Genomic DNA, 12,890 nt, shown 5'->3' with positions numbered 1-12,890 from the left:
GACGTATAGAAAAGCTGCTAATGGCGAATACCGCTGTAGGGCGGAGCTCGCGCCCTCGTGCTGGTCACGACTGCCTCCCTTCGCGCACCCCGGCGCTAATCAGCTCGATGAGCTCGTGTATGCGTTCGGGGTTTCCTCCGGCTGCCCCAAGCGCTCGGCCGACGCTTTTTCCGGTGAACGTTGATGCGAACAAGGTTGCGCGTTTGTGGCGTCGACGGTCGCCGAGCAGCTCGAGGAGCGCGTCAGTCTCCTCGCGCATACGGCTGGCCCCGACGTCTGCGATGACGAGTACGGGAGGGTCGCGATAGGGGTCGACGGCGTGCGATTTTGAGTTCGGGCCAAAGAGCTCGCCGCCGTTCCAGGCTTTGGCGAGCTCCGGCGCGCTTGTGAAAGAGGTGCGCTCGCATGAGGACATCGCGATGGCAACGGCTTCCGCAGCCGCAGCGTTATCGTCGTCGCGGGCAATCCAAATCCACGCGCCGGCGGAGAGGCGCGCAGACTCTTCTTCTTTTGCGGTTGCGGTCTTGGCGGCAAAGATGACGGCGGCGCGCTCGGCAATGAGCTCGGGGGTGTTCGGGGGGATGCGATGGGCGTTGCGACGGGGGCCGCGCAGCGCCTGCCAGGCCTTGGGTGTAATGACGGTGCCGAGGGTGTCGTAATAGTTTTTGGTCGCGGGCAGACCCTCGTAGTCAATCACGCTACTCACCGCCCTTGCCGCGCAGGGCGCTGAGAAAGGCGTTGAGATCGCGCTCATAAATATATGTGCGACGGCAAAGGTAGATGCCCATGCCGGTGCGAGCGATGAGCTGGCCGGCGGTGTCGGGGGTGAGATGCAGCTTGTCGGCGACCTCATCACGGGTGAGAATCGGGCCGTTCTGGATGTCGGGCGTTTCGTTGTCGTCCATGTGAATGCCTCCTTCGGTATGTGTGGTACGGGACGGGAACTGCTCCGTGACTACACAATGCCGCCAGTGGGCATAAACCGGGGTATTACATCACCTATTACGGGGGTTTACCTGCGATGATGCTTATCAATATTTTTAAAAAGAAGATTGAATCGCTGCTGACCGACGTCAAGAGTGACGAATCGGACTCAAGGACTATCGACGTTGTGGAGGAGGGAGAGTCGTCTTTGCCGCCTGAAGATGAATGGCGAGATTGGCCGATTATGCCGCTTGATCCCGCGACCGGTCAGGTTCAGGTCGGTTATAAGACGAAGGACGGGCTTGAATTTCACGAGAACGGTCGTCTCGTTCCGGACGTTGCGGGCGAGAATGCTGGCGATCACATGAGCTTCACCTATCGCGAAGGGTCAATCGGTATGCCGAACAGGCCGTCGAGTGTGGAAACAGACGCGCCGGGGGCGGACAAGGACCTTGCTTTCGGCCTGATTCGCTCCGTGGTTCTTGACGGTCTTCCGGAAGGCGTTCTGCCGTCTTGTAAATTGGAAGATTACGGAAGCGTTGGTGCAATGCTGCTCGCCCTGTCAGAAGTGCCGGCACCGGTTTGCCGCGTCGACGACGCGCCGCATCCCGGTGACAAGGCTTCCAACATCGATCCTTGGGAGAGATTCGCTGCCGCGGCGCGCGTAACCGGTCCTTTGTTTGGCTTTGTGGGGAGAGTCGGTCCCTATGAAATCGACGAACCGCTTGATGCCTGGCTTTCGGTCGTCGGGGCAATGAAGATTTCCTCCCTGGCTTCGTCGGTCGAGATGGGTTCGCCGTCTTCGCTGGGGGTTTTGGATCCCTATTGGCGCGTGTATTGCTTTGGCAACATTGAGGCAAATAAAACCGCGTACGTGGTTCTCACCAACCTGCAAATCCCTAGCGACCATGAGTTTAGGGATGGTTTCGTGGGCGGACTTAAGCGCGGTGGCGAGTGGACGGTGATCAATGAAAGGATTGAGCCCGGAACTGCCATGGTCGAGCGTTCGTATGTCAGGTGGTGCAAGAACGATACATTGTCCTTTATGGAGACGGTTGGGGAAACTGACTTTCCAGGTCCGTCTTTTGTTGCAAGGGTGCCTGGTGATGCTCTCAGGGGGCTCGACGAGTCTTCCGAGCGCGTTCTCAAGACCGAGGAATCCCTGGCCTCGCATCTGGTGCAGGACATGACGGAGTGGTTCTCGCGCTGCGCGGGTTATAGGTGGAGGAGAATCCTCGAGCCCAAGCGGCAGAGTCCGCCGCAGATGGCTAATGGCGTCATCGATTATGGTCGCGGCTCCTCTTTCGACCTTTGCGTGCCCGATGCTGCTACACGCCTTTGGGTTGCGCTTGCAAAGAGCTATTCGGTTGATGTCGTCAAAATATGCGAGCACTGTGGCCGGCCGTTCGCCGACACCGCAAACGGCAAATCGCGATGCTGTTCAGAGGAATGCACGAGAGCAAAGAACGCCAGGAATAGCAGGAAGAGGGCGAACGCGAGGCGAAACGCATCGAACGCGAAGGGCTGATTTAATTTGAAAGCAAGTTGCCGATGGTGTTTGCGGCGGCCTGGTCCTTGGCGGCAATTGCGTGTGCATAGGTGTCTAGCGTGAGCTTGACGGTGCTGTGCCCGAGGCGGCTGCTGACGGTTTTGATGTCGACGTTCTCTCCGATCAGCAACGTTGCCTGCGTGTGCCTGAGCATGTGTGGGGTCAGGCCGGAGTACTTTGTACCTCGAGCGTACCTCTTTCCGTCTCGCTCAATGTAGTGCGTGATTTCTCTGAACTGCCCAAAGCCATAGTCCGAGCACCATTCGCGGAACCATCGCGAAAAGCAATTTGGGTCCATGTGCGCGATGGCGACTGGCCCCCTCTTTCTTTTTTGTCATCTTTAGTTTTAGCCCTCGTGTTTCTTTGGGGATCGACTAATGTGTGCACAATCGGGGTGCCAGAAGCCTGTTCGAGGTCGACTTCGGCGAGAAGCGTGCGCTGAAGCTCGCGCCAGGCGGCGAGCCTCTCGAGTGCAAGCGGGCTCAAAGAGACGGACCTTTTTCCCGTTGAGCTCTTTGGGTCTCTGACCAGCTTGTCGGCGGCATACTGTCCGTCGATGCGGACATAGCCGTCGCCAAAATGGACGTCGCCCCATCTGAGTCCGAGCATCTCTCCGCGGCGCATGCCGGTATCGAGCAACAGGAGAGTGCCTATTCTGTGGGAGTCCATCTCCTGTGAAAGGAGGAGGGAGAGAAGCCTCCGGGCTTCATCGAGGGAAAGAGCCTGCCTCTCTTTTCCTTTGGGCCGCGGGATGACGGTACCGGCGCAGGGGTTCTTGACAATCAAGTCGTCAAGCATGGCGGCCTTCATAATCTGATTCAGTTTTACACTGATTTTATGCAGCTCAGATTCGGAGAATCTTCCACTTTTGCGGGCTTCAGCATAACCGGCGTTTATTATGTGGGACCTCAGGTCCTTTACGGGATAATTGCCGAAAAGCTCCTGTATTTCCTTAATTTCAAGCTCTTCGCGGTCAAGGGCAAGCGGGCTGATGGTCTCGGCGTCCACGCGATCGTCGTGGAACTCTTTGGTGTACTGATAAACGGTCTTATCGGGGTCTTTGATGGTGAGCCCGCTATTGAGCTCAGCCTTATATGCTTCGAGCTCGGCTCTCAATTCCGACTTGTTCTTCGCATAGACCTTTCGGCGAGGTGAGTACCTATATTTGCCGGTAACGGGGTCTTTGCCCATGTTGTGCCTGATATAGTAGACGTTTTTCTGCGTCTTGCTTTTAAGGGCGCTTCCCTTACCAACGACAAGAGGCCTGCTCATGTGCCGATCCTTTGGTCAAATGAATACGAGTGTGACTCCATGGCTGCGTGGCATACGCTCGGAGCAGCACGCCCGTGCGGCCCGTGAAGCGGGCGCTTCGGGTGCGCTGCTCCGAGCGTATGCCACGCAGTGGCGGAAGTCAAGTTTTCAGTGGTCGAATTTTGGTCGAAATTGAACAGAACCGATATTTGGGGTTTTTGGAAGAAATGCATATCTACCTGCTTATATAACGGTGTCAAGCGGTATCAAAGAGTGTCAAATAGTTTGGAAACTACGGGCTCATAACCCGGAGGTCGTAGGTTCAAATCCTGCCCCCGCGACCAAGAACTTGCAGCTCGTCGGCCTAGCCGGCGAGCTTTTTTGTTATTCCGGGACCGTGTTTTCGGCACGGTTTTCAACCTCTCAAACAAAATCTCGATCTGTAACGCGTAGACCCGATTTGGACGGCTAGATGTTACAGATCGAGATTTTCCGGCAGCCGGCCCCCGTTTGTCTAAATCTGTAACACGAGGGACGGATTTTGCCGAGTTGTTGTTACAGATTGAGATTTTCTAGCAGGCGGGTTTGGTTTGTCTCGATCTGTAACAGTTGCTCGGCAAAATAGGGTCTTACCGTTACAGATTGAGACAAACCCGCGGCCAGGCCCACCCCATCCACCAGCCCTTACCCGCTATCCGCCGATTTCCGTTGCGCCCTCGTGCCCCCATGCCATATCCTCGTTGTAACTACGCGGCATCATCGCCGCCGCGCCTACAAGAGAGGAATGTCCATGACCGCACCTGCATCCAAGCTGCTCCAGCCCATTACGGTTGGCCCCCTTGAGCTCAAGAACCGCATTATGTTCCCGCCGCTAACCACCGGCTATGAGGAGCGCGACGGCTCCATTGGCGAGCGCAGCCTGGCCTTTTACGAGCGCCTGGCCCGCGGCGGCGTGAGCTACATCGTCATCGGCGACGTCGCTCCCGTAATGACTGCAAGCCCCACGCCCAAGCTGGCGACCGACGCCCAGATCCCCACGTTTAAGGCGCTGGCCGACGCCGTCCACAAGCACGGTGCCAAGGTCGCACTGCAGCTGTTCCACCCCGAGTACGACGTGCCCGGCGTCGGCCGCATGGTCATGGGCTCCATGGCCGCCGCCAAGGCCGCGCAGGAGGCCAAGGCCGCCGGCGACGAGGAGACCTTTGCCGCCAAGATGGCCGAGTCCAACGAGATTCGCAAGCAGGCCTACGCCAAGCTGCACCACGATATGCAGCACTTTGTGAACGAGGCGAGCGTGGAGCAGCTCACCCAGATCAAGGAAGCCATCGCCGCCTCGGCCGCCCGCGCGCAGCAGGCTGGGATCGACGCCATCGAGGTCCACGGCGACCGCCTGGTGGGTTCGCTGTGCTCGGCCATCCTCAACCAGCGCACCGATGAGTACGGCGGCTCGTTCGAGAACCGCGTCCGCTACGCGCTGGAGGTTGTCGCCGCCATTAAGGAGGCCGCGCCGGAGCTGATGGTGGAGTACAAGCTCCCCGTGATCATGGAGAACCCCGACGGCACGCAGCGCGGCAAGGGCGGCCTGCTGCCCGACGAGGCCTGCGAGTTTGCCAAGCTGCTCGAGGCCGCCGGCATCGACATGATCCAGGTGGCGCAGGCAAACCACACCGGCAACATGGGCGACACCATTCCGCCCATGGGCGCCATGCCCTACAACTGGACGCTGCCCGTGGCCGAGCGCGTCAAGGCCCTGGTCTCCGTGCCGGTGGCAACCGTCGGCCGCGTTGTCTCGGTCGAGGCTGGCGAGAAGATTCTTGAGGACGGCGCGGCCGACATTATCGCCTATGGCCGCTCGCTCATGTGCGACCCCGACATTGCGCTGAAGGCCGCCACGGGTGAGCCCATTCGCGAGTGCCTCAACTGCAACAAGGGCTGCGTCGACGCGATTCAAAACCGCAAGTACATCTCGTGCGTGCTCAATGCCGAGAACGGCGACGAGGCGACCATCGCCATTAAACCGGGTGAGGGCGACAAGAAGATCGCCGTGGTGGGCGGCGGCATCGCCGGCCTGGAGGCCGCGCGCGTGGCGGCCAAACGCGGCTACGACGTGACCGTCTATGAGGCGAGCGATCACTTGGGCGGCCAGATTGTGCTGGCGGCCGCGCCTCCGCGCAAGGATGAGATTATGCGCTCGGTCGAGTATTACGAGAAGATTCTGCCCGGCCTGGGCGTGAAGGTTGAGCTCAACCATGCCGCTAGCCCCACGGATCTCAACGCCGCCGACGCCGCGATTGTGGCTGTGGGCGCGCACGACGTGGTCATCCCCGTTCCGGGCGCTGACTCGGAGAAGGTCGTCTCGAGCTGGGATGTGCTGGCCGGCAAGGCGGAGCTTACGGGCCGCGTCGCCGTCATTGGCGGTGGCCTGGTGGGCACCGAGACTGCCGAGTACCTGCTGCAGCGCGGCTGCGAGGTGGCGATTGTCGAGATGCTCGACAAGATTGCCGCGGGCGAGTCCGAGACCATTCTGCCGCTGATTATGAGCGACTTTGCAGAGCACAACGTGGAGCAGCACGTGAAGACCCGCCTGACCGCCATTACCGACGAGGGCGTGGAGGCCATTCGCACTACCGAGGACGGCGCCGAGGAGCCGGTAAAGATCGCCTGCGATTACGTGGTGATGGCCGTGGGCTCCAAGGCCAACGCGTTTGACCTGGATGGCGTGACGGTGCCCGTGACCTGCGTGGGAGACTGCTCGGGCGAGCGCACCGCCGACATCGCGAGCGCCATTCGCACGGCATATCACGCGGCCAACGAGCTGTAGTTAACTTCGCGGCCAGGCGGGGCGGTAGCACGGATCCGTCTCGCCCGGCTGTGTCCCGTCGGATGTCAACCGGTGCGGGGCCTGCAAGCGCGCAGGTCTCGCCCTTTTTGTTTTGCTCCGGTGGATGGCAATGCGCGGTAATCATGAGGAGTGAGGACGTCTACTGCCTCGCAGATCACTCAAAATTATTGGGGGAGGGGTTAATAACCATATCCTCTATACCAAAGGACATAAAGAGATGCCAATTTTGTTGACAAGCGAATGACGATTAGCCGTGAGTCAGCTACCAGCGTAAATAATCGATAAAGAAATGTCGTAATTTGGTGCCAAATGCCCAGATAACGCCGCGTCTATTTTAATTAACTGCTTTGAGCAAACAGTAAAATGCTACTATCTAACTTGCACGTAAGAAGGCAGATTAACGGTTAAGGCTAAGAAGTGGCAGATATGTCGGAAGCAACTAGGACTCGCACGCATGCGCCCGAGGTTAGGCAGCGCGCCGTCGAGATCCTCCAAGAGGGGGTCGGTCATCGCGCCCTCGCTGCGGAGCTTGGCATTCCCCAGGCCACGGCTCGTCAGTGGGCCCGCGCGTATGCCGTGGGCGGTGCCGACGCCGTTCTCAATGCCGGTTCGCATCATCACACCTATTCGTACGACGTAAAGCTCGCTGTGGTTAAGGACCGTCTGGAAAACGGCTTGACGGTTCGCGAGGCCATGATCAAGCACAAGATTCCCAGCGAGTCTTCGGTCAAGGCTTGGTGCCGTCAGTACCGTGAGAGCGGTGAGTCCGCACTGGTCGATAAGCCGCGCGGTCGCAAGCCGCGCGTTAAAAAGGCGGAATAGCAAACGGGATGGTGCGCCCACAGGGGCGCATTTTTCTTGCCGCCCCTCTACTCCAATGCGGACAGGCTCCTTGCCTCGTACGCCTAAAACTCCCCAGTTGACCGAAAACCTGTCGCCGCTACTCCTCAATTGAGCTATAACGTTAAACAATTGCAGCGTTTTTGCATGGGGGAGTGATGGTATGACGCTACTGTATTTCCTTACCCTGTTTCCGCTGGTACCGGCGCTGGGCATGCTGCTCGCGCGCGGTGACCGCGCCCGCGATGCGGTGGGGCTCATAGGCTCCGGCATTATTATGGCGGTGACAGTTGTAGTCGCCGTCATGTTTTTTGGCATGGGTCCGCAGAGCTTTGAGGTTGCCTCCGGCACCTCGCATGTGCTCTCGATCATCAGCTCCGTCATCGACGTCATCCTGTGCGCCGTAATCCTGTACAACGCGTACAAATATAGGAACGCGCTCGCCATGGTGCTCGGCATAGTCCAGCTGGTGGGCTCGTTCGCCTTTGCAGCCATGACGCTGCCCGCGGTCGAAGCCGTCACGGCGACGCCGCTCTACCTGGACTACATGAGCGTGATCATGGTCCTCGCCGTCGGCATTGTTGGCAGCCTCATCTGCGTGTATGCCTTGGGTTATATGAAGGACTTCCAGGCCCACGACGAGCACGAGGCCGCACTGCGCGGGCAGACCGCGCCCGACCGTCGCCCGCAGTTCCTGGCGCTTATGTTCCTGTTCCTCTCGGCCATGTTCGTCATCGTGACGAGCGACAACCTTGAGTGGCTGTTCTGCGGCTGGGAAATCACCACCGTGTGCTCGTTCCTTATGATTGGCTACACGCGCACGCCCGAGGCCATCAAGAACGCTTTCACCCAGATCATCCTTAACATGCTGGGCGGTATCGCGTTTTTGGCGGGCCTTATGTTCTTGCACGTTAACGGCATGCCGCTGACCATCTCGGGCATGATCGAGCTTTCCGGCGCCGGTACCGCGCAATCCGCACTGCTGGTGATGCCGATCATCCTGTTGTCGCTCGCCGCACTCACCAAGGCCGCACAGATGCCGTTCCACACGTGGCTGTTGGGTGCTATGGTTGCCCCCACTCCCACGAGCGCCCTGCTGCACTCGTCAACCATGGTTAAAGCCGGCGTGTTCCTAATGGTCAAGCTGAGCCCGCTCTATGCTATCTATCCCGTAACCGGCTTTATGGTCACGAGTGTGGGCGCCATCACGTTTTTGCTTGCTGCCCTCATGGCCATCTCGCAGAGCAACGCCAAACGCGTGCTCGCGTACTCCACCATTTCCAACTTGGGCCTCATCAGTGCCTGCCTGGGTGTCGGCGCGCCCGAGGCCGTATGGGCGGCCATCTTTCTGATCCTGTTCCACACGGTGGCAAAGTCGCTGCTGTTCCTGTGCGTGGGCACGGCCGAGCATCATATCGGCAGCCGCGATATCGAGGACATGGACGGTATGTTCAGCCGCATGCCGCACCTGACGCGTCTGATGATGCTGGGCATCATGGGCATGTTTGTGGCGCCGTTTGGCATGCTCGTGTCCAAGTGGGGCGCCCTGGTGGCGTTCGCGCAGACTGGCAACGTGCTCATGATCATGGTGCTGGCCTTTGGCTCGGCCGCGACGTTCTTCTTCTGGGGCAAGTGGCTTGCCAAGCTTTCGGGTGTCGACCCCACGGCTCAAAACGTTGAGGTCAATGTCCATAAGACCGAATGGATGGCCCTCAACACCATCGCCGCGCTGCTGATTCTGTGCTGCGTGGCGTTCCCGGTTATCTCGAGCGGTCTGGTGTCGCCTTACTTGGCCATGGTGTTTGGCCGCGTGCCGTACGTTATTGGCAAGGACGCCATGTACCTGATGGTGGTTATCGTGGCGTTTATCGCCGTGGTGCTGCTGACTTCATTCCGCGTGAGCAACAAACCGCACGTCAACGTGTACCTTTCGGGCGTGGGGACCGACAAATATCGCCATTTCCGCGGCTCGATGGGACACGAGGTGAAGGCCGAAAAGCGCAATTGGTACTCGGAGGACGCCCTTGGCGAGAAGCGTATTGGCCCCGCGGGTAGCGTCGTGTGCTGCAGCATTATCTTGTTTGCGCTGCTGTGTTGCGCGTGGATTGGGCCCGAGCGACTTGCCATGAGTGCGCCCTCGGTGCTGCGCGGCAAGTATTTTGAAGGTTCGGGCGTCGTGGGCATTTTTATTGGCACCGTGGCATTTGCCTTACTGGCGCCGCTTGTGGGCGGCCTGATCGACGGCATCGACCGCAAGCTGTCCGCCCGCATGCAGGGCCGCGTGGGCCCGCGCCTGCTGCAGCCCTTCTACGACGTTGCCAAGCTGCTGCGCAAGGCCCCCGCCAGCGTAAACACCATGGACGATACCTATATGGCGTGCGCGCTCATCTTTACCGTGGTGGGCGGCGGCATCTTTGTGTCGGGCTCTAACACGCTACTGTGCGCTTTTATGGTGACGCTCGCCGCGATCTTTGTGGTGCTGGCGTCCGCCTCGACGCAAAGCCCGTTTGCCCAGGTTGGCGCCGATCGTGAGTTACTGCAGGTTATGAGTTACGAGCCCGCCGTTTTGCTGATGAGCGTGGGCCTGTACCTTGCCACCGACAGCTTTGATTCCATCGCCGTGACGGGGCAGTCGGTCCCCATCATCGTGCACAGCGCGCCCATTTTCCTCGCGTTGCTCGCGGTGCTTACCATCAAGCTGCGCAAGTCGCCGTTTGACCTTTCGTACTCGCATCATGCGCATCAGGAGATCGTCCAGGGCGTCGCCACCGAGATGAGCGGCGGCACGCTGGCCAAGATGACCCTTATGCACTGGTGCGAGACCGTGCTGTTTTTGATGTGGGTGGGCATGTTCTTTGTCTGGGACAACCCCGTGAGCTGGGTTGTAGCCCTGGTCGTGATGGCCGCGACGTATTTTGTCGAGGTCCTGATCGACAACACCTTCGCCCGTAGCACCTGGCGCAGCTGCGTTAAGCTCGGCTGGGGCGTGGCGCTGGTGTTTGGCCTGCTCAACCTTATGCCCATCCTCGTCGACGTATTTATTTAGGAGGCGGCATCCATGGATCATAAAATGTCGCGCTCGCCGTGGGTTATTCATTACGACGGCTCGAGCTGCAACGGATGCGATATCGAGGTGCTGGCCTCGCTCACGCCGCTGTTCGATGCGGAGCGCTTTGGCGTGGTCAACACCGGCAACCCCAAGCATGCGGATATCTTTTTGGTGACGGGGTCGGTCAATGCCCAGAACCTGCCCGTCGTGCGCCAGATCTACAACCAGATGCTCGAGCCCAAGTGCGTGGTGGCCTGCGGTATCTGCGCGTGTTCGGGCGGCGTATTCCGCGATGCCTATAACGTGATCGGCGGCGTGGACCGCGCGATTCCCGTGGACGTGTACGCGCCCGGGTGCGCCATTCGCCCCGAGACGGTGATCGATGCCATCGTGGAGGCGTGTGGCATCCTGGACCAGAAGGAGGCCGTGATGCGCGCCGGCGGCGACCCGCTTACCGTGGGCGGCGCCGCAACCTGGGACGGTGGCGTTGAGCTGGGCGAGGACGGGTTTGTGGCTGCGGTGGCCGGGACTGATGATGCCGGTGACGTGCCTGCCGGGGAGCCCGCCGCTGGCGACGCGCCTGCTGAGAAGCCCACCTCTGCAAAGGAGGCCGAGTAATGCAAAAGGCTATCTATACTACCGTCGGGATCGACGAGCTCCTGTCGCATGTCCAGGCGCTCAAGGGCGTCGGCGCGCGCTTTGTGCAAATGCACGCCGAGCGCAACGTCGACGACGGCTCGTATCGCCTGGTCTATACGTTTATCAACGTTCGTGCTGCTCAGGAGCATATTGCGCGGGACGGCAGCTATGCGATTGAGAACCTGGTAGTCGAGGGCATCGACCAGTACCAGGAGATTCCGTCCATCAGCTCGTACTATCCGGCGGTATTCCCGTTTGAGAACGAGGCGCACGACCTGTTTGGTCTTGTCATCACCGATATGCAGATTGACTTTAAGGGCTTTTTCTACCAGGTCTCGACTGCCGAGCCCATGAGCGTTATCACGCCCGAGGTGAAGGCCGCGCGCGAGAAAGCCATGAAGGTCCGTGCCGCTGCCGAGGCCAAGGCGCGCAAGGCCGCGGCCGAGAAGGCTGCTACTGCCACGGCCGCTGCGGGGGAGGGCACTGCGGGCGCTGGCGACGCCGCGGGCGCCGCTGCTCAGCCCGCTGCGGCTGCCGGCTCCGATGCTCAGCACGATGAGGCCGCTGCGAAGGCCGCGCTCAAGGCTGCCGAGATGGAGGCAAAGCTCGCCGCCATGGATCCCGAGAAAGCGGCCAAGGTCCGCGCGGCGCTTGCCGCTAAGGCCGCCCGCGACAAGCAGAAAAAGGAGGCGTAAGGTCCATGGCACATCGCTCCGTTATTCCGTTTGGCCCGCAGCACCCGGTGCTGCCCGAGCCGCTTCATCTGGACCTGGTGATCGAGGACGACCGCGTCATCGAGGCAATTCCGCAGATCGGCTTTGTGCACCGCGGACTCGAGAAGCTCACCGAAAAGCGTGATATGCACCAGTTTGGCTACATCGCCGAGCGCATCTGCGGCATTTGCGCCGTGGGTCACAGCTATGGCTATGCCAGCGCCTGCGAGCGCATGCTCGACATCGAGGTGCCCGGCCGCGTGCAGTATATCCGCACCATTTTGCACGAGCTTTCGCGCATTCACTCGCACCTGCTGTGGCTGGGCCTGCTTGCCGACGCCTTTGGTTTCGAGGCGTTGTTCTATCGTTCGTGGACCCTGCGCGAGCAGATTCTCAAGATCTTCGAGAGCACTTGCGGCGGTCGCGTGATTCTGTCGATTAACGAGATCGGCGGCCTGAAGCACGATATCGAGGACTCCGAGCTGGCCGGAATTGTCCAGACGCTCGATGCCATGCGTCCCGACTACGAGGCCCTGGTGCATACGTTTTTGGACGATGACAGCTGCGGCGAGCGCTTGCATGGCGTGGGTGTGATCAGCAAGAAAGATGCGCTGGAGCTTTCGATGGTCGGTCCGTTTGGGCGCGCATCGGGCGTGGATTACGACGTGCGCATGTTTGACGACGGTGCCTATGCGGATCTGGCTGCGTTTGAGCCCATCGTTGCTACCGATGGCGATTGCTATGCCCGCTGTCAGGTACGCTGTGCCGAGGTCACGCAGGCCATGGACATCATTAAGGAGCTTGTGGGCAAGATTCCGCACGACGGGATCGGCGGGCGCACCAAGCTCACGCCGGCCGACGGCGCACGCGGCGAGGTTGTGATTGAGCAGCCGCGCGGCGAGGCGTATTACTATGTGCGCGGTAACGGCACCAAGAACCTGGACCGCTTCCGCGTGCGCACGCCGACGTCGCAGAACCTGGCGGGTCTGACACATGCGCTGCAGGGCGTGCTCCTTGCCAACGTGCCCATGATTATCCTGACCATCGACCCCTGCATTAGCTGCACGGAAAGGTAGGCGCGGC

Annotated in this window: 11 protein-coding genes; 7 read left to right on the top strand and 4 right to left on the bottom strand. The window is 60.1% G+C overall.

The features are described 5' to 3' along the window. Positions 1-64: 64 nt before the first annotated feature. Both PMX70_RS03075 and PMX70_RS03070 read right to left on the bottom strand, forming a co-directional pair. A complete protein-coding gene (locus tag PMX70_RS03075) occupies positions 65-697 on the bottom strand; it encodes a hypothetical protein (protein ID WP_271742839.1) in 633 nt (210 codons plus the stop codon). A 1-nt stretch (position 698) separates the two neighbouring features. Next, positions 699-905, bottom strand: a complete 207-nt coding sequence (locus PMX70_RS03070) for a hypothetical protein (RefSeq protein WP_148332873.1) — start codon at positions 903-905, stop codon at positions 699-701. A 116-nt stretch (positions 906-1,021) separates the two neighbouring features. Between PMX70_RS03070 and PMX70_RS03065 the strand changes: the two genes are divergently transcribed. Beyond that, entirely contained in the window at positions 1,022-2,452 is a 1,431-nt protein-coding gene (locus PMX70_RS03065) for a DUF2256 domain-containing protein (RefSeq protein ID WP_271742838.1), read from the top strand. A gap of 1 nt (position 2,453) precedes the next feature. Here PMX70_RS03065 and PMX70_RS03060 read toward each other — a convergent pair whose 3' ends face one another. Together PMX70_RS03060 and PMX70_RS03055 are read right to left on the bottom strand one after the other, a co-directional pair. Next, entirely contained in the window at positions 2,454-2,627 is a 174-nt protein-coding gene (locus PMX70_RS03060) for a tyrosine-type recombinase/integrase (protein ID WP_271742837.1), read from the bottom strand. 8 nt (positions 2,628-2,635) lie between these two features. Further along, a complete protein-coding gene (locus PMX70_RS03055) occupies positions 2,636-3,745 on the bottom strand; it encodes a site-specific integrase (protein ID WP_271742836.1) in 1,110 nt (369 codons plus the stop codon). A gap of 769 nt (positions 3,746-4,514) precedes the next feature. Between PMX70_RS03055 and bilR the strand changes: the two genes are divergently transcribed. The 6 genes from bilR to PMX70_RS03025 all read left to right on the top strand — a co-directional run bounded on the left by bilR (position 4,515) and on the right by PMX70_RS03025 (position 12,883). Then, positions 4,515-6,545, top strand: a complete 2,031-nt coding sequence (bilR, locus tag PMX70_RS03050; protein WP_271742835.1) for a bilirubin reductase, long form — start codon at positions 4,515-4,517, stop codon at positions 6,543-6,545. A gap of 447 nt (positions 6,546-6,992) precedes the next feature. Continuing rightward, positions 6,993-7,388 carry a helix-turn-helix domain-containing protein gene (locus tag PMX70_RS03045; RefSeq protein WP_006235758.1) on the top strand — a complete coding sequence of 132 codons (396 nt, stop codon included), beginning with the start codon at positions 6,993-6,995 and terminating at the stop codon, positions 7,386-7,388. A 181-nt stretch (positions 7,389-7,569) separates the two neighbouring features. Then, positions 7,570-10,452, top strand: coding sequence for a proton-conducting transporter transmembrane domain-containing protein (locus PMX70_RS03040; RefSeq protein ID WP_138340526.1), 2,883 nt, complete (start codon positions 7,570-7,572; stop codon positions 10,450-10,452). Between the two features lie 12 nt (positions 10,453-10,464). Beyond that, positions 10,465-11,073, top strand: a complete 609-nt coding sequence (locus PMX70_RS03035) for an NADH-quinone oxidoreductase subunit B family protein (RefSeq protein ID WP_138340527.1) — start codon at positions 10,465-10,467, stop codon at positions 11,071-11,073. Next, complete coding sequence (locus PMX70_RS03030) at positions 11,073-11,789, top strand: NADH-quinone oxidoreductase subunit C (RefSeq protein WP_138340528.1); 717 nt, start codon at positions 11,073-11,075, stop codon at positions 11,787-11,789. Before PMX70_RS03035 ends, PMX70_RS03030 begins: the two co-directional genes overlap by 1 nt. 5 nt (positions 11,790-11,794) lie before the next feature. Next, positions 11,795-12,883 (top strand): hydrogenase large subunit, encoded by a 1,089-nt coding sequence (locus PMX70_RS03025; protein WP_138340529.1) that lies wholly within the window; start codon positions 11,795-11,797, stop codon positions 12,881-12,883. The last annotated feature ends 7 nt before the right edge of the window (positions 12,884-12,890 follow it).

Source organism: Collinsella aerofaciens, from assembly GCF_028206795.1.
Taxonomy (GTDB): Bacteria; Actinomycetota; Coriobacteriia; order Coriobacteriales; family Coriobacteriaceae; genus Collinsella; species Collinsella aerofaciens_AX.
Note: the sequence above shows the minus strand (reverse complement) of the source record. Positions and strands in the feature narration are given on the sequence as shown.